The 24,140-nt window shown below is 44.4% G+C and carries 21 protein-coding genes and 2 pseudogenes; 18 read left to right on the forward strand and 5 right to left on the reverse strand.

Translation table 11 applies throughout. The annotated features are described in order from the left end of the window. Positions 1 to 46 precede the first annotated feature (46 nt). The 3 genes from fabY (at position 47) to BO26_RS01500 (ending at position 1,621) form a co-directional block, all read left to right on the forward strand. On the forward strand, positions 47 to 964 hold the full coding sequence (gene fabY / locus BO26_RS01490) for a fatty acid biosynthesis protein FabY (protein WP_036768271.1): 918 nt from the start codon (positions 47 to 49) through the stop codon (positions 962 to 964). 144 nt (positions 965 to 1,108) lie between these two features. Then, positions 1,109 to 1,345: a type II toxin-antitoxin system RelB/DinJ family antitoxin gene (locus BO26_RS01495; protein ID WP_036768272.1), complete on the forward strand. Its 237-nt coding sequence runs from the start codon at positions 1,109 to 1,111 to the stop codon at positions 1,343 to 1,345. A 3-nt stretch (positions 1,346 to 1,348) separates the two neighbouring features. Next, the gene (locus BO26_RS01500; protein WP_036768273.1) at positions 1,349 to 1,621 is read left to right on the forward strand and encodes a type II toxin-antitoxin system YafQ family toxin; all 273 of its coding nucleotides are present in this window, start codon (positions 1,349 to 1,351) and stop codon (positions 1,619 to 1,621) included. A 57-nt stretch (positions 1,622 to 1,678) separates the two neighbouring features. Here the strand turns inward: BO26_RS01500 and BO26_RS01505 are convergent, their stop codons facing one another. Further along, a complete protein-coding gene (locus tag BO26_RS01505) occupies positions 1,679 to 3,388 on the reverse strand; it encodes an AsmA family protein (RefSeq protein ID WP_236637229.1) in 1,710 nt (569 codons plus the stop codon). 699 nt (positions 3,389 to 4,087) lie between these two features. Here BO26_RS01505 and BO26_RS01510 point away from each other — a divergent pair. Continuing rightward, entirely contained in the window at positions 4,088 to 5,641 is a 1,554-nt protein-coding gene (locus tag BO26_RS01510; protein ID WP_036768275.1) for a 4-hydroxyphenylacetate 3-hydroxylase N-terminal domain-containing protein, read from the forward strand. A 91-nt stretch (positions 5,642 to 5,732) separates the two neighbouring features. Here the strand turns inward: BO26_RS01510 and BO26_RS21815 are convergent. Next, positions 5,733 to 6,049, reverse strand: a pseudogene (locus BO26_RS21815) (solute carrier family 23 protein); the annotation flags it as partial. Between BO26_RS21815 and BO26_RS23865 the strand changes: the two are divergent. The 3 genes and pseudogenes from BO26_RS23865 to BO26_RS01525 form a co-directional block, all read left to right on the forward strand. After that, positions 6,050 to 6,193, forward strand: a pseudogene (locus BO26_RS23865) (RNA-guided endonuclease InsQ/TnpB family protein); the annotation flags it as partial. It lies immediately after the preceding pseudogene. A 245-nt stretch (positions 6,194 to 6,438) separates the two neighbouring features. After that, positions 6,439 to 7,647, forward strand: a complete 1,209-nt coding sequence (gene gltS, locus BO26_RS01520; protein WP_036768276.1) for a sodium/glutamate symporter — start codon at positions 6,439 to 6,441, stop codon at positions 7,645 to 7,647. A 761-nt stretch (positions 7,648 to 8,408) separates the two neighbouring features. After that, positions 8,409 to 9,146, forward strand: coding sequence for a class I SAM-dependent DNA methyltransferase (locus BO26_RS01525; RefSeq protein ID WP_036768277.1), 738 nt, complete (start codon positions 8,409 to 8,411; stop codon positions 9,144 to 9,146). On the opposite strand, the gene BO26_RS23385 is transcribed toward BO26_RS01525, so the two are convergent. Further along, a complete protein-coding gene (locus BO26_RS23385) occupies positions 9,143 to 9,478 on the reverse strand; it encodes a hypothetical protein (protein WP_131817564.1) in 336 nt (111 codons plus the stop codon). The two genes, BO26_RS01525 and BO26_RS23385, sit on opposite strands and share 4 nt — an antisense overlap. Before the next feature lie 112 nt (positions 9,479 to 9,590). Between BO26_RS23385 and BO26_RS01535 the strand changes: the two genes are divergently transcribed. After that, entirely contained in the window at positions 9,591 to 10,055 is a 465-nt protein-coding gene (locus tag BO26_RS01535) for an antitoxin PaaA2 family protein (protein ID WP_036768278.1), read from the forward strand. Between the two features lie 17 nt (positions 10,056 to 10,072). Beyond that, positions 10,073 to 10,381, forward strand: coding sequence for a type II toxin-antitoxin system RelE/ParE family toxin (locus BO26_RS01540; RefSeq protein ID WP_036768279.1), 309 nt, complete (start codon positions 10,073 to 10,075; stop codon positions 10,379 to 10,381). Positions 10,382 to 11,711: 1,330 nt separating this feature from the next. Here BO26_RS01540 and BO26_RS23640 read toward each other — a convergent pair. Continuing rightward, positions 11,712 to 11,858, reverse strand: a complete 147-nt coding sequence (locus BO26_RS23640) for a hypothetical protein (RefSeq protein ID WP_167332151.1) — start codon at positions 11,856 to 11,858, stop codon at positions 11,712 to 11,714. Positions 11,859 to 12,528: 670 nt separating this feature from the next. After that, positions 12,529 to 14,610: an ATP-dependent DNA helicase RecG gene (recG, locus tag BO26_RS01545; RefSeq protein WP_036768334.1), complete on the reverse strand. Its 2,082-nt coding sequence runs from the start codon at positions 14,608 to 14,610 to the stop codon at positions 12,529 to 12,531. 464 nt (positions 14,611 to 15,074) lie between these two features. Here recG and BO26_RS01550 point away from each other — a divergent pair, with 464 nt between their 5' ends. The 9 genes from BO26_RS01550 (at position 15,075) to BO26_RS01590 (ending at position 24,080) form a co-directional block, all read left to right on the forward strand. Beyond that, positions 15,075 to 15,641: a tyrosine-type DNA invertase gene (locus BO26_RS01550; RefSeq protein WP_036768280.1), complete on the forward strand. Its 567-nt coding sequence runs from the start codon at positions 15,075 to 15,077 to the stop codon at positions 15,639 to 15,641. 428 nt (positions 15,642 to 16,069) lie between these two features. After that, complete coding sequence (locus tag BO26_RS01555) at positions 16,070 to 16,696, forward strand: fimbrial protein (protein ID WP_036768281.1); 627 nt, start codon at positions 16,070 to 16,072, stop codon at positions 16,694 to 16,696. A gap of 129 nt (positions 16,697 to 16,825) precedes the next feature. Continuing rightward, a complete protein-coding gene (locus BO26_RS01560; RefSeq protein WP_036768283.1) occupies positions 16,826 to 17,569 on the forward strand; it encodes a fimbrial biogenesis chaperone in 744 nt (247 codons plus the stop codon). Further along, the gene (locus BO26_RS01565; RefSeq protein WP_236637230.1) at positions 17,553 to 18,167 is read left to right on the forward strand and encodes a fimbrial protein; all 615 of its coding nucleotides are present in this window, start codon (positions 17,553 to 17,555) and stop codon (positions 18,165 to 18,167) included. The genes BO26_RS01560 and BO26_RS01565 overlap by 17 nt, the downstream gene beginning before the upstream one ends. Before the next feature lie 88 nt (positions 18,168 to 18,255). Further along, the gene (locus tag BO26_RS01570) at positions 18,256 to 18,933 is read left to right on the forward strand and encodes a fimbrial protein (RefSeq protein ID WP_477706995.1); all 678 of its coding nucleotides are present in this window, start codon (positions 18,256 to 18,258) and stop codon (positions 18,931 to 18,933) included. A gap of 54 nt (positions 18,934 to 18,987) precedes the next feature. Next, a complete protein-coding gene (locus BO26_RS01575) occupies positions 18,988 to 19,656 on the forward strand; it encodes a fimbrial protein (protein WP_036768285.1) in 669 nt (222 codons plus the stop codon). A gap of 42 nt (positions 19,657 to 19,698) precedes the next feature. After that, positions 19,699 to 20,448: a fimbrial biogenesis chaperone gene (locus BO26_RS01580; protein WP_477706997.1), complete on the forward strand. Its 750-nt coding sequence runs from the start codon at positions 19,699 to 19,701 to the stop codon at positions 20,446 to 20,448. 28 nt (positions 20,449 to 20,476) lie between these two features. Continuing rightward, complete coding sequence (locus BO26_RS01585; protein ID WP_036768286.1) at positions 20,477 to 21,274, forward strand: fimbrial biogenesis chaperone; 798 nt, start codon at positions 20,477 to 20,479, stop codon at positions 21,272 to 21,274. 70 nt (positions 21,275 to 21,344) lie between these two features. After that, positions 21,345 to 24,080 (forward strand): fimbria/pilus outer membrane usher protein, encoded by a 2,736-nt coding sequence (locus BO26_RS01590; protein ID WP_236637232.1) that lies wholly within the window; start codon positions 21,345 to 21,347, stop codon positions 24,078 to 24,080. Positions 24,081 to 24,140 lie beyond the last annotated feature (60 nt).

Genomic DNA, 24,140 nt, shown 5'->3' on the forward strand with positions numbered 1-24,140 from the left:
ACCATCCCCGATTACACATCATGATCAAGAGAAAAGGGCAGTTTCTATGTATCATCTGCGAGTACCTGAAACAGAACAAGAATTGGAAGCATATTACCGATTTCGTTGGGAAATGTTGCGTAAGCCGCTGAATCAGCCTGTAGGCTCCGAGAAAGATGGTTATGACACCATGGCCCATCACCAGATGGTCGTGGATGAGAAAGGTAACCCGGTGGCGGTAGGACGTTTATATATCAATGCGGATAGCGAAGGTGCAATCCGTTTCCTGGCAGTACATCCTCATGTACAGGGCAAAGGTCTGGGAAAACTCATAGCAATGGCTTTGGAATCAGTTGCCCGTCAGGAAGGTGTGAAACGGGTAGTATGCAGTGCTCGTGAATATGCGGTAGATTTTTTCAGCAAATTAGGATTTGAAAACCGAGGGCCAATTACCAGCCCACAAACGACACCTGTTCGCCATTTTCTGATGATCAAACCGGTTGCAACACTTGATGATATTCTCCATCGGCCGGATTGGTGCAACGAACTGCAAAAAGCCTGGTATAAGTATATTCCCCTCAGTGAGAAGATGGGTGTGCGGATTTCTCAATATACTGGCCAGAGTTTTATTACCACGATGCCGGAATCGGGCAATCAAAATCCTCATCAAACTCTCTTTGCGGGTAGTTTGTTCTCACTGGCAACGCTGACCGGTTGGGGGTTGATTTGGTTGTTGTTACAAGAACGCCAACTGGGTGGTGATATTATTCTAGTTGATGCCAATATCCGCTATAAAAAGCCGGTTGTTGGTAGGCCAAAATCTGTTGCTGATCTTAAAAATATGAGTGGTGATTTGGCTCGCCTGGCACAGGGCAGCAAAGCGAGAGTGAAGTTGGAAGTGGCGGTTAGTGGTGAGCATGGGCTAGGTGCTGTGTTTACTGGTACCTACATGGTATTGCCAAATGCTTACACGGCGATAGCTTAGGTTTTACAGTGGCATTAAATATGCCACTGGTGGTATTTAGCTCTATAGAATACAGACTTTGTGTGTTTATTAATCTGACAATCTTGATTTGTGTCCACAATAGTCCTACGATAAGGGAGCAAACAGTCAGAAGAGGGGGATACTATGAATACGGCCATATTAAAAGTTCGTGTTCCTGAAGAATTAAAAAATGCGGTAGTGAGAGCTGCTCAGGATAACAGTTTGGATATGTCTAGTTTTGTCCGCCTGGTATTAACCAGAGCGACAAAGGAACGCCACATTCCTAATGCCACAACGCAGGCGGCGATCCGTGAGCTAGAAAGTGGTGGTGGTACAAGTGTAGATACCGTAGATGAATTTTGGGATGAAATTTTTAAATAAAATATGCTCAAAATTCGATATTCATCTGCATTTAAAAAGGATTTAAAACCCTTTCAGCATGATAAATCAGCTATTTCTGTTATTAATACTGTATTAAAACTGCTTGTCACGGGAAAACCACTTCCCCGTGAATATAAAGAGCACTCATTGAAGGGAAATTATATTGGGTATCTGGAATATCATGGAAAGCCGGATCTCCTATTGATTTATAAGAGAACTGAGCAAGAGGTTTTCTTATATCGGGTTGGAAGTCATGCAAAACTATTTAAGCTGTGATCTCATCCCAAATAGCCCAATTTTTGGGCTATTTGGTGTTACTGGGTGTTTACACGGCTATAGCTTAATAACTGAACAGGTTTCACAGCCCATTGTAGATATCTGCCCTTTATTGATGGTTTGAGTTTCTTTGCCTGATTGTTTATCAGTAGCATCAAGTATGCCATTGATGGAGCTTTTCACGTCGTCAGCAGAAAGATCTCCTTGTATCCGCAGAGTGAAATTGCCTTTGCCCTGTAATTTCAACGGTACCCACTTCCAATGAGGCAAAATCGCTAAATCGGCATCTATTCCCCGGAAATCTAAAGTGAATGGCTTATGTACTTGTTGATCTATTGTGCCCTTAGCTTTCAGTAGCCCATCATCAACAGAGGCATCTAATTGATCAATGATCAATTTATTGCTCTCTGTGTGTAATTTAAGGTAAGGGCGATGTAATTCAATTTTGTTGAATGTTGCGCTGGTGGCGCTCAGATTTGAAGAACCGTGCCAGATTCCCCATTTCCCTTCTTTCAGTAATTCCATATCATGGATATAACCAGTGAGAGCGGTAAGCTGGAATGGAAAATCGGGATTAATATCAATCAACAAGCTGTTATTAATCGTCAGCTGGTTAATGGAAAATTCGGATATCCATTTAGGCAATGATTTTTTCAATGACTGATACCAATTCTGTGGCAAGGTATAAGTTAAACCAGCAACCGTAGCATTTGCGATGTTGAATTGCTTTGTTTGGTGATCCCATTGAGCTTTGATGTGGAATAATCCCTTTTCCCAACGGGTAGTGAGATTGGAAATACGGAGTTCATTGCCTGCAAGAAGCAGATGACCAATAGCGTCGGTGAAATGCAGATCATTCAGCGTAGTATCCATAACGTTGAAATCAATAATTCCCTCTTTTGCTTGCCAACTTCCGTTAGTCAAACCGATATTTTTTACTGAGGCATCCAAATAGTTAGCAGACCAGTTTTTACCTTCCAGCTTGGCATTAGTCAGGCTCAGATCTTTGATGCTGATTGCGGGTAATTGACTCACTTTTGACCATAACTCTTCAAGTGTCATTGGTGTTTGCCAGCGAACATTGCTGATAAGTAAATTATCCCACTGCCAGCTACCATCAGATAGACGTTGTCCATTACCCGATATTGAACCTTGTGCCAATGTTGCACCAAGTGAACGGATAATCAGGGTATTTTGCTGGCTATCTCCTTGCATAATGACTTTTTCAAGAGAAATATCATCAAAATTCAGCTTATCAGCACTGAATTGGAATTTTCCATTACCTGTCAATTTATTTGATTGTGGGTTCCAGGGGGTGATGCCGCCGATAATGTTTTGTCCCTGGATTTGCCAGTTTGCATTTTCTGACTGAATAGCCATCTGATTAAATTGCAGAATATTGGCGCTAAAAGGTAAAGATTGTTGCGGGCCTTTTATTGTTAATTGGCCCTGCTGTAATAACAGACGATGAAAATGACGTGGGGAAGTGAGTTGGTGCCAGTTGAAATCGAACGCTGCTATTTGAGCTTCTAAAGCAAAAGTGAGTTGCTTATTACGAATGACGATATTGGAAAATGTCAGAGTGCCTGGTTGTAGCCAGCGATGTTCGATATTGCCGATTTGGACCTGATAACGGCTGTGATGACTGAGCCATTGACTAAGCTGATGTGCTCCCCAGTTTGTCTGTATCACGACATAAATAGTGACCACTGCCAGTATTAGCAGTAATAACAGAGTAACCAGCGATTTTCCTAACCATTTCATCATCAAACTCCAACTTAAGCGGCTTAACAGCTTCCTTTTATGCCGTAATTTTCTTGTTCACTCAAGATATGATGTATAAAAGTTAAAAACACACAGAGGTGATTATTTACAAGGTTTATATCATTAATTGGACAATGAAAAACAGAGATACCAATCAATAACCATATTAATTTCCAGTCTTAATGATTTTCAGATGATAAAATAAATTGAAAATAAGCCATTGTTGTTTGTGAATTTATTTCAATAAAAATAAGTCGTAAGTGTTTATTTTTATTTAATTGTATTTTTATTTCCTATACAAATCTGAATTTTTTGTTAAAATTTTATGACATGTTTTTAGCTATACCCAATAGATTTCAAGTTGCAGAGCGGCGGCAAGAGAACGCATCCCCAGGAGCATAGATAACGATGTGACCGGGGTGAGTGAGTGCAGCCAACAAAGAGGCAACTTGAAAGATAACAGGTATATATTAATGGTTATATTGTGTGATTAATATAACCATTAAAATTATCAAAAATGGCGTAATAATATCGCAAAACTCTTCCGGAAAATGAATGTATTACGAGGTGACTGGCAATAAAGTAACAGTTTATTTGCATGATTAAACCTATTTTTATCTTAGTTTGATTGATGTTTGGAATAAAACGTTACGATTGATTTTACTTATTTTGCGGCGAATAACATAATGTCAGGAATATATTATGTCAGATGAAACGAAACAAAAATCGCAGGCTGAAAATAATACCCGCATAACCCGTCCACTAAATGGCAAGGAATTTCTGGATGGGTTAAATGATGGTCGGGAAATTTGGGCTTATGGTGAGCGTATCCACGATATTGCTAGCCATCCAGCTTTTCAAAATCCAGCTCGCGCTGTTGCAAAACTCTATGATGCCTTGCACGATCCTGCTTATCGTGACGTACTGACTACAGAGACTGATACGGGTAGCTGTGGTGTGACACATCCCTTTTTTCGTATCCCGCGATCACAGAAAGATTTAATTGCTGATCGTGATGCTATCGTCGCTTGGGCACGTATAAGTTACGGTTGGTTGGGACGAAGTCCTGATTATAAGGCTTCGTTTCTCACCACATTGGGCGTAAATCCGGAGTTTTATGGTGATTTTGCTGATAATGCGAAAACCTGGTACACCCGTTCACAGGAAAAAGTACTCTACTGGAATCACGCGCTTATTAACCCACCAATAGATCGTCATTTACCTGCTGATGAAATTGGTGATGTTTGTATTCATGTGGAAAAAGAGTGCGATGATGGATTAATTGTCAGCGGCGCTAAAGTCGTTGCCACGGGGTCGGCGATCACTCATTACAACTTTATCGGCCATTATGGTTTACCGATTAAAAAACGAGAATTTGCGTTGGTCTGTACGTTGCCGATGAATTCACCGGGATTAAAATTAATCTGTCGTCCCTCTTATGCACTGGCGGCAGATAGAATGGGAAGTCCTTTTGATTACCCGCTTTCTTCTCGCTTTGATGAGAACGATACTATTATTGTTTTGGATAAAGTGAAGGTCCCTTGGGAAAACATATTTATCTACGGTGATGTCGAGAAAACATCGTCGTTCTTTGCTGAAGCTGGCTTTTTTCATCGGGCATTGTTACATGGCGTGACCCGGTTGGCCGTTAAACTTGATTTTCTTTGTGGATTAATTATTAAAGGCGTTGAAGCGACGGGGACGCAGGCTTTTCGTGGTGTGCAAACACGTATTGGTGAGGTATTAGCATGGCGTAATATGTTTTGGGCGATTAGTGATGCGATGGTTAAATCACCTCAACCCTGGCATGGGGATGCTGTATTACCGCGATCTGAATATGGTATGGCTTATCGTTGGTTTATGACACTAGGCTACCCACGGATAAAAGAAATTATTGAGCAGGATTTAGGTAGTGCACTGATTTATGTTAACTCTCATGCCAGAGATTTTACTAACCCGGAACTTGCTCCTTATCTTAATAAGTATGTGCGTGGCTCAAATGGTTATAGCGCTGTTGAGCGCGTAAAACTGATGAAACTAATTTGGGATTCTATCGGTACGGAATTTGCCGGCAGGCACGAATTATATGAGCGCAATTACTCTGGCAACCATGAAAATATAAGAATCGAATTGCTATTAACCGCCCAGCAATCAGGGTTAGTGGATCAATTTAAGGGATTTGCTGAGCAGTGTATGAGTGAATACGATCTTAATGGTTGGATTGGTGACGATTTTATTTGGCCTTCCAGTCGCTAGGGCTAAACCATAATCACGCACAACTATGATTTTATGTGCGTGATTATTAAGTTGATTATCTGTGACCTGATATTGGATTTTTCGGCGGATATTATTTTTCCTGAGGAAATACCAGATTAAGAATGATAGCTGTCATACCACCAGCGACAATACCAGAAGAGAGTAAAGTTTTTAGCCAGTCAGGCGCGAACTGTAAAATTAACGGTTATTGAGAAACGCCCATTCCAACCGCTAAAGATAGTGTGATAATCATAATTGCCCGGCGGTTAAGTGCCTCTTTGGAAACAATACGGACACCAGACGCGGCAATTGTACCAAACATCACGATAGTAGCCCTCCTAATATCGGTTCAGGGATCTGTTGTACAAATCCTGCCACCGCAGGGAACAGACCTAACAGAATCAGCAATCCACCTCAATCGTGGGGCTGGATGCAGGAGTGGCCAAACTGGCCACACTTTCAGACGGCGCCATTTTCGAGCTGGTTACCCGTTTTAAAACCCGTCTGCGCAAACTGGCGAGGTTCCAGCGCCAGTTAAGCCGCAAATTCCGGGGATGAGGTGAAATTCCGGACTGAAAAAAACGCATTTTAATGATCAATCGCGTAAAAGCAATCGTTTGCGTAAAAATTATGTTATTTGTCATGATTTGCTCTGGTCACATTTTTATATGTTTTAACTTGTTTTTGTTGCAGATTTTTTTTCTAATCCAGCGTTGCCTGCTTTTGGCGTTTTCTAAAGGATGAGTCTAACGTCGTAGTAACTTACATAATTTTAACAATATAGCTGGGGTACACAGATGTATCATCTTGATGTTTATGGCACGCTTGTTGCGTCCGCATTAGTACTATTACTTGGGCGTAAACTTGTACAATCAGTTCCATTTCTTGAAAAATACACCATTCCTGAACCTGTCGCGGGTGGCCTGTTAGTTGCTCTGATTCTTTTAATACTTAAGCAAACGACTGGCTGGGAAATCAGTTTTGATCTGTCTCTTAAAGACCCTTTGATGTTAACTTTCTTCGCCACTATCGGCTTGAATGCAAACCTCTCCAGCCTGAAAGCGGGTGGTAAGGTTCTTTTCACTTTTGTCTTCGTCGTTGTTGGCTTGTTGTTGGTGCAAAACACAGTGGGGATCGCGTTAGCGGAATTGTTGGGTTTGGACCCACTTATGGGCTTGCTGGCGGGGTCTGTTACGTTGTCTGGTGGTCATGGTACGGGGGCTGCCTGGGGTAAGCTATTTAGTGAGCGTTATGGTTTTGAAAATGCCACCGAAGTAGCGATGGCCTGTGCGACTTTCGGACTAGTTCTGGGTGGTTTAATTGGTGGTCCGGTTGCTCGTTTTCTGGTGAGAAATACTCAAACTCCAGGTTTGAGGTCAGATGATACAGAAGTACCAACCGCCTTTGAAAAACCTTATACCGGTCGAATGATCACGGCGTTGGTCATGTTGGAAACTATCGCATTGATTGCTATCTGTCTGATGGCCGGTAATTTTGTGTCTGAATTTCTGCAAGGTACATGGTTTGAATTACCGACATTCGTCTGTGTGTTGTTTATCGGGGTTATCCTGAGTAACAGCCTGTCGGTGTTAGGTTTCTACCGGGTATTTGATCGGGCGGTGTCTGTTCTGGGTAACGTGAGCCTTTCCCTGTTCCTGGCAATGGCGTTAATGAGCCTGAAATTGTGGCAGATGGCATCACTGGCATTGCCGATGTTGACCATTCTCACCATACAAGCCATCGTCATGGCGTTGTATGCAATTTTTGTCACTTATCGGGTGATGGGTAAAAACTATGACGCAGCGGTTCTGGCGGCGGGTCACTGTGGTTTCGGTTTGGGCGCGACACCTACCGCTATTGCGAACATGCAGGCGATTACCGATCGCTTCGGACCATCTCATGTGGCATTTCTGGTGGTGCCGATGGTCGGGGCGTTTTTTATCGATATCGTTAACGCGATCGTGATTAAACTCTATCTGCTGTTGCCGGTATTTCCGGCGGTGTAGGGTAAATTAGTAAGATACTGCGCCAGCGATTCAGTTGGTGCAGTATTGTCTTTGTGCTCTTTGATCATTATTTATTTTAAGCAAGCACCGTCATGGTTTCACCGTCAAAACGACAATACAACGTAATATATTCGCAACCAGACGGCCACCAAGGGCCGCGAGTGTTCCAATTTATCAGCCAAAACCCCGGTGTGGTTCTCAAAACCTTTGCCAGCAACAAGGCCGTTTCCGCATATACCGTTAAACATTAAAGGATGGAAATATTTCCTCAAATAACGACGGGTCATTGTCATCTCTTTATTGTTTAAACGGCATAATAATTATTATATTAATAATAGTTTCCACAAAACATATCATAAGTGTCAAATATTTATTTTCTCCCTTATATTTATCCGAAAATTAACCAATATTAAAAAATCATATCCAATTCCTCACTAACGTATTAATATAAATAACGTTTCATAATTCTGCTACACGCAATCTTACTAACCCATTGTTATGCATGAAATTATGAATGATATAAAATGTAGAGCTATTTTGGAATCTTATTTATAACAAGAGAAAAACTTTCAGCAATTATTAATTCATACTAAATAATATATACCCAATAGATTTCAAGATGCATCTCGGCGGCAAGGGAGCGAATCCCCGGGAGCATTAGATAATTATGTGACCGGGGTGAGTGAGTACAGCCAACAAAGAGGCAACTTGAAAGATGACGGGTATAAAGTATTTTGGCCTTTAGCTAAGGATAAAAAAACATGAAAGATAATGCCTTATATGACCCTATTGCACATCTTTACGAGAGCTTTTCAGATGCTGCTGCCCATATCGAAGTAGAAATCAGAACCGTTTTCAATTTGGCAGGAGATATACACGGGAAATCAGTGTTAGATTTAGCCTGTGGATATGGTCTCTTTAGTCGAGAATACAAGAATCGTGGCGCGTCAAAAGTCATTGGAGTCGATATATCAGAGAACATGATAGCCATTGCGAAAAGCAAATCACAACAATACGGTGACGATATCGAATTTCACGTAAGAGATGTTTGCAAGATGGAGTCATTTGGCAAATTTGACATAGTTAATGCAGCTTGGTTATTTTGCCATGCAGAATCTCTTGAAGACCTTGAAACTATGTTCCGTGTTATTGCCGCTCATCTCAAGCCTTCCGGCAAACTAATTGCGTATACCGCTGAACCTGATTGTCAATTAGAAAAAGTGGATTATGAAAAATTTTGTATAAAAATTTTGAGTAAAGAACCGGTGAAAGACACAACTCTCGTAAGAGCTGAATTTCTTACCACACCACCTAGCCCTTTCACTATGTATCATTGGAGTCGTGAACAGTATCAAGCAGCGATCCAAAAGGCAGGGTTTAAACAATTTAAATGGCAAAAACCCATGCTGTTAGAAAGCGATATTGAGGCTCATCCCCCAGGTTTTTGGGATGATTATCAACGAAATTGCCTTGATACCGCTCTTGTTTGTCAGTTTTAATAAAATAATCCCCGAGATCTGTTGTCTTTCCTATACAAATCCCCCGATGAAAATCGAGGGATTTTTTTGAATTTCCCTCGTCCTGCAAAACAACTTTTCCTGACCTCCAGCCGGGATTCAGGTTTCTGAGGAAAACGGCGCTCGGGTAACTCACTTAAGCCGGGGAAACTCAGCACACCAAAATAAAGATCCTCACTGCGATCACGACCGGGGGATAGGTGACGATCAAGAATTTCCGTCATAGTCACACGTAATGAAGTTGAATAAGCTTCCGCGACATTCGCCCCCATCGGCGCATAGAATAGCGTTTGATTAGACGAATATGCTCTCACCCTAAATGTCCATTAAATTTTGTCCAACCTTTTTTGTCTAGGTGATTGCGCGTCTCCTAGAAAACATGCACAATCAACCCTGTTACTTTCATCACCTTATAAGGAGTGAATCATGCAAAGCATGACCATTGAGCAGCTACGCGCCGCAAGCGATGCCGGCGGCGTGGAAGGTGTGACCCTGAAAGGGCAGGGCGGAACCTTCCTTGTGCAGATCGCAACCCGCAGCGGTGCCGCCGTTTTGCTGGCGAAGGCCCGCAGCCAGGAGCCGCGCCGTTTCGGCAACCCCATTGCCGCCCTGAACGTGTTGCGCGACGTAGGCATCACCATCGGCCAGTTCGACGCCAGTGAGTGGAACCCAGACGAGAAAGAAAAAACCGCCGGCAATCGTGGCCGGGCCGAGGCAATGCGCAAGGCCCACCAAGCCGCCGCCTACTCGGAGTGGCTGGCCGCCGAGATTCAGGATGCTATCGACGACCCGCGCCCGAATCTTTCACACGATGAGGTTATGGCCGAGATGGACGCCGATATTGCCGCCTTGGCCGCCGAACACAAGCCCGCCAAAAGGAAGCGCGCTTGAGCGCGGCTGGCTGATTTATGGCGAAGGCAAAGACCCCTTACCGCATCGAGTGGCGACCGAAGGCCCGCGAGGATTTGCGCGCCATTGTTCGATACATAGGCAAAGACAACCCGACCAGGGCGCGCAGCTTCGGTCAGGAGCTACGCGACAAGACCTTGCCGCTTGCGCAGCACCCGGAGCTTGGCCGCACCGGGCGGCCCGGCCTGCCGGATTATGTGCGCGAGCTGGTCGCGCATCGGAACTACATTATTTTTTATCGCGTGCTGGACGAGGCGCGCACCGTCGAAATTTTGCGAGTGAAACACGTGGCGCAGCAAACGCCGTGACATGGTGACAGCGGATCTCTCTGCAGGAGATGGAGAGCGTAAAAAAGTGCCCCAGACTTTTTTACGCTCTCAATTAAAAGGGGTAGTGACCGGGTAGCTGCGATAACTGCCAACAAATGCAGGGCTGGCGTAGCCCCGCATTTACTATTGCTTAATGCTTTAAGATGACCTGCGACATTTCGTCACACAGACGATATCCGCAGCTTTTAACTTGTTCTTTGCTGCCGTTATCACTGACTTTGTAATATTGTCCGTGAATCATAATCGTCTAATAGATCATTCTGAATGTCGATAATGAATGGGTATTGCTCTCTTTAGTTAATCTATTAAGTATTATTTTGTTATTGCCGGTCATTAATCAATGGCTGAGAAAAATATAATAATTCAACCTATGGAATATTTACTTGAAATTTTATCACTCCCGCTCTCTACGAAATAGTTTTTAATGTAAATCCTAAAAAAACAAAGTAACTCACTTTTTTATAAATAGAAAATATATTTCGCCTCTCTTGGTGATTTTTATTGTTTGCTTTACAGTTAATACTTAGTAAATTAAGTTACATGTTTGCGTATTAATAAAAGTAGCAATAAGGATGTACAGATCCCCTAAATTCTGTTTCCCAAGTCTCATAATTTTAATTTTTACGCTTTATCGATAAAAATAATCTAAAACCAACTGCCAAAAAACCAATTTAGTATTAACCTATAGGTATCAGGAGATAATTTTTTCTATTATCTGATTCATCAAATATTGGGACTAAACACTTGGCCTTGAAATGCGGGCAGAGGAAATTAATAAAGCAACTGATTAATTATAAAGAGGCTGTAAATATCTTTATCAATCAAGCAGAAAAATAAGCATTAGGGGAGAAAGTAGCAAGCCGTTAAATATAAATAGCTCAGGAATGGAGATTCCATTCCTGATTATGGTGATTTAATCTTGTCTAACACTCAATTAAATCAGATGACAAACTCTCATTTATCTCTCTTGAGGAGATATATTGGTGCCGCTATCTTGTACATAATCATCAAAAATAATAATAAAACTGTTATGAGAAGTAGAATATGATTTTTCAATACCTCTCTGTATTACTGACAATATAAAACCATGCGTATCGGATAGATCCCACACCTTGACATCTTCACAATCAAGATCTAAATATTCTTCTCTACCCTATTCTCCACATTTATTAACTGGGGCTTTAGCCGGTTCAGTTGAGGGATTTTTAACATAAATATAAGTCATCCACTATGTTAATAATATAAATTTATAATAAATTCAATAGCATGATGGTGTAAATTAAGAAAACTAGAGAAATAATAAATTTTTTTAGACGGATAATGTCAAATATAAATAACCTATCTCTTTGCTATTATTTTCAATCTTGTTACTATATTCGTCATTACCTTCTTTACTACTCCATTTACTAATTGCAACTTTAACCACATTATCTGAAATATTTTTGACATAAATCATATTAACCTCTCCATTATATCAACGTAGATTTATTTAGTTCTAATTTAAAAATATCATAATGAAATCTAAATATAGTAAAAAAACCAACAAAACTACTATTTGTGTGACCTCCATCAAGGTTTTATACTTCGAAAAGAAAATATGTAAAATTACATTCATTGGGTTAATAGAAACATTTACTATTTAAACTTAGCAACTCAATATTACATTGATGTAAATATAATGATTACCATTAATATATTAATGACAATTTCCTATCATAGGTTTACATCTATTTCCGTTTTAACCTTTGAGCATAACATTGCGCTAATACCGCATACACTATAACTGAATTTGATAAAAAATGGCGGAATCGCCTGTTACCCCAGTTAGCTGATAAAAGACTGCGGATAGTGACACGTCGTATCAATTAATCCGAGGTATTAGATTCGATTTTTTAAGAAAAAAATAAAAACCATTTATATTTTTTGGGGGTATATTGTAATGCTGGTGCTAATTTGGAAATAATCGTAGTTTTCGTTCTTCTTAAATAATACATTGCAAATTAAATGGAATAATTCAAATAAAGCCCTATAGCAGAGCATCTTAATAATTGGATAAAGGATAAAACCAGATATCCGTATTTTTGGCCGTGTTGAGAAACAAAAAGTCCACTCCGATATATTCTCAATTACGCATTACTATAATGTGTCCGTTCCGGTAACCAGCGTTCAATTAAGGCGCGGGCATGTTCAGGATAGCGTTGGTGAATATGACGGGCAATGCGCTGAACTTCCGGTAACATCCCCTGATCTCTTAGCAAGTCAGCCACCTTGAATTCCGCATTCCCTGTTTGGCGTGTTCCTAATAACTCCCCGGGGCCACGAATTTCCAGATCTTTCTGCGCGATAACAAAACCATCATTACTGTCTCTAAGCACTTGCAGACGTATTCTGGCGGTACTGCTTAAGGGCGTTTTGTAAAGTAAAACACAATGAGAAGCGATAGCCCCACGGCCAACCCGTCCGCGTAATTGATGTAGTTGCGCCAAGCCGAGCCGTTCCGGGTTATCAATAACCATCAAACTGGCATTCGGCACATCTACGCCCACTTCGATAACCGTTGTTGCAACCAGAAGCTGTAGTTCTCCACGTTTGAAAGCCTCCATCACTGCCAGCTTTTCTGCGGCTTTCATTCGGCCATGTACCAACCCAACTTTTAATTCCGGCAAGGCGAGCGTCAATTCTTCACTGGTGACTTGTGCCGCTTGTGCTTCCAGCACATCGGAATCTTCAATCAGCGTACAGACCCAATAGGCTTGTCTGTTTTCATCAAGACAGGCGTTTCTGATCCGTTTGATAATTTCTTCACGGCGTGTATCCGGGATCGCAACGGTTGTTACCGGTGTCCTTCCCGGTGGTAATTCGTCAATAATAGAAGTGTCGAGATCTGCATAGGCGGTCATGGCTAAGGTTCGGGGAATCGGGGTGGCCGTCATAATCAATTGGTGAGGATGAAAACCTTGCTCACGCCCTTTTTCCCACAAAGCCAGACGTTGATGAACACCAAACCGATGTTGCTCATCAATAATCACCAACGCCAGACCGGAAAATTTCACTTGTTCCTGAAACATGGCATGCGTACCAACAATCATGGCGACCTGCCCGCTGGCAATAGCTTCCTGTTGTTTCTGACGCGCTTTTCCTTTTTGCTTGCCAGCCAGCCAGCCGATCTGAATATCCAAAGGCTCCAGCCATTGCCGGAATGTATTAGCGTGTTGTTCTGCCAGCAGTTCAGTCGGCGCCATTAAGGCGACCTGTTTACCATGCGCAATGGCACGCAACGCAGCCAATGCGGCAACCAGCGTTTTTCCTGAACCTACGTCACCTTGAATCAGTCGCATCATGGGAACATCTTTTGCCAGATCCTGCTCAATTTCCGCTACAACCCGTTGTTGCGCGTTAGTTGGAGAAAATGGCAGGCGGTTGAGGAATTGCGGTTTTAACTTGTCTTCAGTCGGCAGCGACTGAGCGTGATAGCGTTGGGCACCGGCCTTAACTGCTAACATACTCAAATGGTGGGCCAGAAGTTCTTCCAGGATCAAACGGCGATGAGCTGGGTGTTTGCCGGTTTCCAGATCAGCCAGCACAATATCTGGTGTGGGGCGGTGCAGAGTACGTAATGCTTGTGGCAGGCTGATCATAGAACGGCTTAGCTCTTCCGGCAGGAGTTCGTTGATAGCACAGGTATCTAGCAATTGCAGGGCCTGCTCAATTAGCTTACGAAGAGTCGCCTGACGAACCCCTTCCGTCGTGGGATAAATAGGCGTTAATGTTTCTTGAAGACGTACATTGCCAGCATAATTTTGAATCTTATACTCAGGATGGATAATTTCCGCCCCTTGACTACCTCTTCTGATTTCACCGTAAGCAACAACCTGCTTACCCTTTGCAAGATTGTTTTTCATTGCTGCAGAGAAATGAAAAAAACGCAGTGTGAGTACACCAGTGCCATCACTAATTTGGCAAATCATCATCCGGCGGCGGCCAAAAATAACATCGGTATGGAGAATTTCACCGGTGACTGTGGCAGAGATACCCGGTGAAAGATCATTAATCGTATAAAGGCGGGTTTGGTCTTCATAACGAAGGGGAAAGTGCAATAGCAGATCCTGCATGTTGATCAGGCCCATTTTTGCCAGTTTAGCTGCCTGACTTGCCCCGACTCCATGCAGGGAAGTTAAAGGGATGGCATCAAGCAGTTGGCCTTTCATACGATTTTTTTCTCCATTGATTACATGGCAGTTCGTCATGTTTCATTGGTTACGAACCGATCTTGCTTATTCTCCATAATAATACAGACCGGGTTAATGTAAGCAACGTAATATTTTCCTAATAATTGGTTGAAAATCATGTCAATACATTGCGAGTTAACATCTGTAATCATCAAGGTCATGTATCGTGTGCTAACGCTTGTCTAATCTTTACTTAGTCAACCAAATTTAACAGCAGAGTTCATAAGATGAAAAAATAATCAAAAAAAGATGTTTAAATCCTACCTCTCATCTGTATAACCCTCTGTAGCCCCGGTGAACAACATACCATTTGGGCAAATTGATGGTGTGTATTTTATTTCTGGATTGAGTCTGTTACTGGTTTATGTCTCGAAGTTGGGAACAGTTCTGTCAGGGGATAACCGCCGGGTTGTGCTATCTAATATATGTTTGGAGAAATAGTCATGGGCCAAAGAAAATATCTGACTCAGTCGGAAGTGGAAAGCATGCTGGAAATGGCGAAAGTTGGTGCTAATCCAGAGCGGAACTATTGTCTGGTGTACATGAGTTTTATCCATGGTTTTCGTGTCAGCGAAGCCAGACATTTACGATTATCTGATATGGAATTGAAAGAGCGATGCCTGTACATCCGGCGATTAAAGGGGGGATTTTGTACTAACCATCCCTTATTGCGTCGTGAAATTCGGGCAATTAAGGCATGGCTCAAAGTACGCAAAACTTTTTTGGGGGCAGATAGTGATTGGCTGTTCTTGTCTCGTTCCGGGAAGCCGCTTACACGTCAGCGGATTTACCAGATTATCAGTCGATTAGGGCAACTGGCGAATATTGCGGTTGTTCCGCATCCGCATATGTTGCGTCATGCCTGTGGTTTTGCCCTTGCAGACCGGGGTGTGGATACAAGATTGATACAAGATTACCTTGGACATAAAAACATTCGCCATACTGTACGTTATACGGCGAGTAATGCTGAACGTTTTCAAGGAGTTTGGGGAATGAAAGGTAAACGTTGATCGTTACAATTAGGACCATTTTGACAACGGAGATACACCCACCCTGAAACTATACTCAAACTTTTCTAATAAGAAAAGATACAGAATTGTATATCTTTGTAAAGCATTATGTATTCTAACATAGTTACACCATAATAACCTACTTTTTTCACTACGCCCTCCACAAACACCTCATTTCTCAGGCCCCTTTGATGAAATTGTTGATCTTATTTTTCGGATTCAACAACAAAATATTCTTAAGTTTTGCAAGTTGTCGTTTGATTATTTTATGTACGGTGAATTTTTGAACATAAATTCCAGGGTGTATCTCCGTTGTCAAAATGGTCCTAATTGACAATTTTATGTACAGCCGGGTGTTGCTGTTTATCAGCAAATGATATGTAAATCTATGTTGGACTTTTGTTCGATAGTTAAGTGGAATTAATGAAATGAAAAAGATATTAAAGATAAGCGTCGTGGCGGCGTTGGTTATGGGGGCAGCTTCGGCTGCTTTGGCAGAAGGTGAAACCACTAAGGTAGGACGTGTGGCGAAGAACACCCAGGTAAGGATTACCGGTAAGGTTGTGGCTGCGACGTGTGATGTAACCAGCCCCAATGCAAACGGGGACGTGGATTTGGGGAACGCTTCGGCAAACGCATTTGTAGCCAGCACTTTTACGGATCAAAAAGGCATCGCATCTTATGCTAAGGATGCCCCGAGATTCATTACTGTCTCTCTTATTAACTGTGATGACGACAATGCCGATGCCAGCAAAGTTCAGCTGCAGGTGACAGGGAGAACATTGGATGGATCGAATAACGCCATCTTTAATAACAGTGAAAAAGGTAAGAATGTAGGTGCAATACTCACTTATGAAAGTGGCGCTAATAAAAACGAAGTTGTTCCAAACAATGGCTATGTCCCTCTGAAAGGGGATGTTAAGGACAACGCCAAGGGCAAGGACTTCGATGGTCATTCCGTAACATTCACTGCGTATATGGCATCAACAATCCTTAAGCCGGGATCAGATCAGACTATTGAAGCTCCTATCACCTTCTCCTATGCATATAACTAACGTTTATGTGGTTTTAGCCTGAGGAGTAGCACTTCCTCGGGCTTCTTTGGTGAAAAATTCCAGATGATTGATGATGCCTTTTATTAGGTGGTTGCTGGCGGGCAGAGCCGAAATAGTGAGAAAGAAAAGATGATCAGTAAACTCCGACTTCCCAACATCATAGTAAAAAGCTTTGTATTGGGAGCTTTTTTGTTCGCGTCACAGAGTCAGGCCGAAGGCGGATTTGGCATCAATGCTACACGCATTATTTTCTTACAGGATAAAGCTGGAGCAACGGTATCGGTGCGCAATACAACAACCAATATTCCTTACCTGGTGACGACTAAAATCACTCGCACCGTCGATGGCAAGGGTAAAACACCCTTTTACGTCACGCCTCCTTTATTCCGTTTGGATCCTAAAGGAACCAATGTTTTGCGCATCTTAGGTGATACCAGCAAGTTGCCGACTGACCGGGAGAGTGTTTTTTATTTTAATGCTTCCGCTATTCCCGGTAGTAATAATCCTCCGGGCCAGCGCTTTGACAGCGCCAGGATTGGTGGCGGGATAGCTTATGCCATCGGCAATACCATCAAACTATTTTATCGGCCAACGGGGTTGGTGGGTACACCAGAGCAGGCATACAAAGCGCTGCGCTTTACCCATGCTTCTGGGGGCGTTCAAGTCAGTAACAATTCGCCTTATCACATCAGCTTTACCCAGATCAAAGTTGATGGCGTACCTGTGAAGTTTTCTGACAGTCATCCACAAATGCTGGCGCCTTTCAGTAGCCATGTTTATCCCGCTCAGAATAATCAGAACAAAAAGAGAGTGGAGTGGACGGTGATCAGCGATCTCGGCGGTGGAGAGAGCTTCAATGGTGAAATTCAGTAAAACTGGTATCTCAAGGGTTCAGCGTCTACGCGGGTACCTGAATTACATCGGCGTGGGCGGCGTTCTGTGGCTCTCTTCCGGTCCCTTGTGGGCGGCGAATTCCGCCATCGTCACATTTAAGGCTGATATTGCCTACGGAACGTGTGATATCGCTGTGGATAACAACAATATCGATCTGGGCAAAGTGCAATTTGCCAGCCTGGTATCAGGGAGCGCCTACGGGGAAACCAATCTCACTCTGAGAAATTGCTCAGATGTGATCGATGCAAACAGGGTTGCGCCTGCGATTACCATTACTGGAGAGCATTTTGGTACAAATGATAAGACGCTGTTTCGTACTAAAGACAGCGAGGTTCCAGCGGCAGTGGGCGTCACGGTGCGCTTGAAGAAACTGAATGGAACGGAATGGTCCTCAAATATAGCGGATAGTGAACCATTTTATCTGGCGGATAAAGGCACAGTCATAAATGCTCAAACTCCTTCTGTGCCGGTGAGGTTTTCACTGGTATGCGCCCCGGGCGCCGGGGAGACGGTAATGGTCTGTAAAAAGTCAGGAAACATTGCGGCCGTTGTGAATTTTACGTTTGATTATCGTTGAGTTTGCAGCGCGATATCCAGTTAACAAAATGGCTGTAAACGAGAGAGTTTTAAGGTGAACCAAAGTGACAAGGCGAGAAAAAAACAGAGTGAGTGACCAAGCAGCTTTGCTGAGTAATGGCGGCTGCTCGACGTTACGTATGGTGATACTCCGGCTTTGTTGGGGGATATTGGTTTCGCTGTGCTTGGCAGGCGGCGTTATGGCTGAATCCGAAGATCCTAAAAAACCGCCATTCCCACCGACGCAATCGAGTGGGATAAACGTAGCTCTGTCCATAGCTGTCGTGCCTGAACCTTGTGACGTCGGGATCAGTGGTGGTGATATCAATGGTTCGGAGCTGAATTTCGGCTCGCTGCCGGCGGCGGAGTTCAGTCAGGCAGGGGATGTATCAAGCACCAAGAGATTTAATCTGGAATTAACCAATTGTGGCGATCCGGATGCTGCGCCGAACGGACCTGATATCACCGTGTCAGGCAGCACCATCGACGCTGAACAAGGTTCAATATTTCGTGATCCTGTCTCTGGTTCCGATGATAACGCCTCTGAGGGGTTGGGGTTTATTTTTCACTTAGGGGATGATGAAAAGAAAATAAATCTGGATAGTGATTTGGTAATAAATAATCTTGAGAATCCTCTCAATTTGTTATTTGAGGATGGTCGTGCACAGCTTCCGGTAATGGTAGCGGTTGCACGTGGAAAGGATAGCAAGATTATTCGACCTGGCTCGTTAATTGCGCGAGTCGCGTTTACCTACTCTTATCCCTGAGATGCGGTTGATCACAATGATAAAAATGGGGACCAATGAGGGGAAGAGAGTTAGATGAAAATGAAAAATAACACTCTTATAAGCCGTGAGTTAATAACATGTCACAGCAGAGCGAAGTATTTGTGGCTCATCATGGTGCTGATTGGATGGATCATCGGTTGTGTGGCTTTGTCGGCTCAGGCAATTGAGATCACAATTAAAGGCAATCTGTTACGTCCGACTTGTGCGTTGAGTGTGAACGGCAACTACGGCGGCGCTACTGGTACTTATGAAGGTACTATGCCTCAGGTCTATGCGAGTCAACTGAAAAATAGCAAATATGTGGAGAGTTCCTTCTTAGACTTGGAATTTCAGCTCAGTCACTGTAGTCCAGGACAATCGCCAGCGTTGTACATATGGACTGCTGGTCCTATCAACTCAGGTGATTCGGAGCTGTTTATTCCTGTAAATGATGCTGGTACTACCAAGGGAGTGGGGATTAGGTTACAGGACCTGGGCGACCAGACGTTTGTAACGGTGAAGCCTAGCAGTGATCCGTTTCAGGTGTTGCTACCGTTGGCAAAAGATGGAGTAACGAGGACGTTCCGGGCTTATGTGGGTGGTTTAGGCGACAAAAATAATCCAGCAACGTGTAAAACCGAGAGTAACGAGACCAATGTGTTATGCGGAGGAGAGACGCGAGTGACCATACATTTTGAGTTTTCCTATGAGCGCTTAAAGTAGATAACGTTATCAGCCGGGTGTAGTTGAGGAATAGTGTCTGAGATGAAGTGGGATATGAGAAAGCAGATAGTTATAGGGATGCTGGGGATATGGGTGGTTATGGCGTCGTCATCAGCCCATGCGGGCCTGATGTTGAGGAAGACACGCATTATTTATCAGCAGGGTGACAAGGTGCAAAGCATCTCACTGCAAAATTCAGGCGCAGAGGTCTATTTGGTACAAGCCGCGGTGACGTCGTGGGATAACCCAAATACCCGTTCATCGGAGTTTACGGTGCTGCCCCCGTTGTTCCGTATGGAGGGCGATAGCTTGAATGTGATGCGTGTTATACGTACCGGTGGTGATTTCCCAGCTGATCGTGAGTCTCTGTTTCGTTTTCGGATTAACGCGATTCCGGCGAAGAAAACAACTGATGAGAACAAGGAAAATAGCGACGGCAAACAAGATGAGATTGGCGCGTCGCTATCTATCTCGCTGGGTATGAATATTAAACTTATCTACCGGCCGGATAAGCTGCCGATGACACCGGAACAGGCCCGTGGTCGGCTGACGTTTACACGAACGGGCAATAGTGTGGTAGTGACCAATCCAACACCGTATTACCAAACTTTTGCCCAACTGAAACTCGACGGCAAGGCGGTAGATTTTGATAAAGCCCCATCAATATTGGCGCCTTTCGGCCAGACGACTCTTCCCCTGGCCGGTAAGGTTGGCGGTAAGGTGGAATGGTCGATGATCACCGATATCGGCGGGGTGAGTAAGCTACAGAGCGGTACGTTACAGGCTGGCTGAGTATATTTTGAGATTGGAAGAGCATCACATGGCGGAGCGTAAGGTTTCAATCAAGCGGAGAGTGACGTCTGTGTTATGCGCTCTGGCAATGGTATCACCTGTTTTGCCACTGAGGGCGGAAGAGAGTCTGGAGGGGGTGTTATATATCAATGACGCCCGTGTGATTTACCTTGAATCATTCAACAATGGTGTTCCTTCGGCATTTATTAATAACAGCGACAGCAATTATCTGATTCAGTCAACGGTGCGGGAATTGGACCCTGCCACCGGTTTACCATTGGATGCTAAGGCGCCATTTATCGTGATTCCGCCTATTGCCAAGGTGGATGCGCATGAACGGCAGGTGCTGAAAATCCTGCGTACCGGCGGAGATTTTCCGAAGGATCGAGAATCTCTGTTTTTTCTGAATGTGCGTATGTTGCCTTCGGAGAAACCCTCATCGGCATCTAAGGGTTTCTCCGGCAAGGTGAAAATGACGACGGCGCTGGCGGTGAAGGTATTCTATCGTCCTGAAGGATTGCCAAAAGAGGGAGTCGCCGGTGCGGTGAAACAATTAAGCGCGTCAGTAAAAGAAAATGTTGTGACGCTGACTAATCCGTCACCGTTCTGGATAACGTTGCAGGCTTTACAGGTGAATTCATTTGCCGTGCGAGACCAGGATTTATTTAGGATGGTGCCGCCATTTGGTCGGCAGAGCTGGTCATTGCCGGTGGGTAAAGTGTCCCTAGGCAATAATGTCACGATATCGTGGCGTGCTATTGATGAATTCGGGTTAAGCACCGATGAAGAGAGTCGATCTATTGCTGTGTCTGGCAGCGGTGAATAGCGATATTGCGGGATACCGACAGAATAGATGTGAATTGAATATATTTAAATAAGAGATGGCGGTTTTAATAATGAAAATATTAATTCCGGTGATAGGCTGTCGTTTAGAGCAGCCGCCTATTTATCATCGTGTAAATCAAAGTATTTCTATTTCTCTGGTTTTATTAAAGTACTCAGTGAGATTACGCTTTTCTCTCATTTTCTGTCGGATGGTGTTGGTATTGCTGACTGGATGGGGTGTGCAGGCGACAGCGCGTGATTATTTTGATCCTGCTTTATTGGATTTTGGCTCGAATTCAGGACAACCGGTGGATTTATCACAGTTTGAAACTGCCGGAGGTCAGGCACCCGGGACTTATCGTGTTGACATCTACGTAAATGGCACTTTTTTTGATTCCCGGGATATTACGTTCCAGCGTCATGGCGACAGCGAGTTGGTCCCGGTATTGACGCCAGATTTGTTAGATATGGCTGGTGTCAATATCAGCGACACACCGACACTGAAAACCTTGCCGGCGGATAAGCCGATAGGGAGTCCGTTAGGTAAATTGATTCCCCAGGCTACGGCCCGCCTGAACTTTTCCCAGATGCGGTTAAATTTGAGTATACCCCAAATAGCGATGAAGCCTTCAACCAATGGTCAGGTGGACCCGAAATTATGGCAAGAGGGTATCCCGGCTTTTATCTTGAACTACAGCGTCAATGGCAGCCAGAATCGACGCTCGCAATTTGGCAATCAACAGACTAATCAGAGTCTGTTCGGTAGCTTCAATTCTGGATTGAATCTCGGGGCCTGGCGTCTTCGTAACACCTCCACTTATTCATATAACACTCAAACTTATAACCGGTATGACTCACTCAATGATGCAATGAAAAAAACCACTCAATCCCGGCAAAGATGGAACTTCCTGCAAACCTATTTGCAGCGGGATGTGGTGGCGTTACGCAGCGATCTGACGATAGGGGATACTTCGACCGGCAGTGTGGCGGGGCAGGTATTTGATGGTTTCCCCTATCGTGGGATTGGGCTGGCCACCAGCGATTCGATGATACCGGGTAGGCAGAGTGGTTTTGCACCGATTATCAGTGGGATAGCTAAATCTAACGCGCAGGTGACGGTGACACAGAATGGCAGTGTGATTTATCAAACCAATGTCGCGCCAGGCCCATTTCGAATCACAGATTTGGTGGGGAGCAGTACCGGCGGGGATTTACAGGTAACAGTCACCGAGGCTGATGGTACCCATCATGGTTTCAGTCAAGCTTATTCTAGCCTGCCGATGATGTTGCGGCAGGGGCAATTCAAATACGAAGCAGCGGCAGGGCGCTATCACACGAGTGGATATAGTAGCGGCGGGCGTAAGCCAGTGTTTGGCATGGTCTCAATGATTTATGGTCTGCCCGGCAACGTCACATTATATGGTGGTGGTTTGGTAGCGCAATCGTACCAGTCCGCGGCGCTGGGGACTGGGCTTTCCTTGGGTATGATGGGGGCGTTATCCGCGGATATCACCACTTCCCGGGCGCGGTTGAAAAATATGGCTGACATCCAGCGCGGAGAATCTTACCGGGCGAAGTATTCGAAAAGTATGCTGACCTCCGGCACGACGGTGGATTTAACCGCGTACCGCTATTCCACCCGTAATTACCTCAGTTTTTCCGATGTTAATACCCAAGGTTACAGTGTGTGGGGGGAGCTTCCCTCTTGGATGTCTCAGCGACGTCGTAGTAGTTGGCAAATGAGATTGAGCCAGTCATTGCCGGGTAACTATTCCCTGTGGCTCAGTGGTCAGCGGGATAACTACTGGGGCAGTTCTAAAACTAACACCACCCTGTCGATGGGATTGAACGGTTCTTTCTACCGTGTGGGCTGGGGGCTTAATTACAGCATCGATCGCATACGCGGCAACGGCGACTGGCCCGAGAACCGACAAGTTTCATTGAACGTCAACATTCCTCTGAGTCTGTTTGGCTCTTATGCGGCGCTGAACAATGCGTATGCCAACTATAGCTTGTTCCACGATAGCACGGGGCGCAGCAGTAACCAGTTAGGTTTGGGCGGTTCATTGCTGGATGACAATAGTCTGTCCTGGAGTGTATCGCAAAGTCAGGCTAATAAAGGGCAGGGAAACAGCGGGTCAGTATCAATGGGATACAGTGGTTCCCTTGGGCAGGCCAGCTTGGGATACAACTACGATTCATCGGGCGGGCGAGGGGTGAACTACGGGGTTAGTGGCGGATTGATCGCCCATCAGCATGGTGTCACGTTGGCATCGCGTATTGGTGATGCCGCGGTATTGGTGCGGACATCGGGGGTTGGCGGTATTCGTGTGATGAACTCCAGCTCGATTTCGACTAATCGCTGGGGATATGCGGTGGTGCCTTATGCCCAGACGTACAGCCGTAATAGTATCAGTTTAGATCCGTCATCGCTGCCGGAAGGGGCTGATATGGCACAAGGCAGCAAGAACGTATTCCCGACCAAAGGGGCGGTTGTGATGGTGGATTACCCCGTACGTATCGGGCAGCAATTGCTGATGAATCTGCTCTATCACGGTAAGCCGGTACCGTTTGGGGCAATGGCGGGGCTTAAAGGGGATACAACAACCAATCTGGCGGCGATCGTCGGAGAGGGCGGGCAAGTGTACCTGAGTGGCATGCCTCCCAACGGGGTACTCAAAGTGAAGTGGGGCAGCGCGCCGGACAGTCAGTGCGAGGTGGTGTTTAACCTGGGGCCGCCGCCGGTAAAAGCGAAGCAAGATAAGGGCTGGAGCCCCATGAGGCAATTGAACGAGACCTGCCGTTAAGATGGCAAGGTTAAGATGAGGTGGTGCACAGATAATTTGATGCGGAAAACCATCATTGTT

Origin of the sequence: Photorhabdus australis DSM 17609 (assembly GCF_000711895.1) — a bacterium.
Classification (GTDB): domain Bacteria; phylum Pseudomonadota; class Gammaproteobacteria; order Enterobacterales; family Enterobacteriaceae; genus Photorhabdus; species Photorhabdus australis.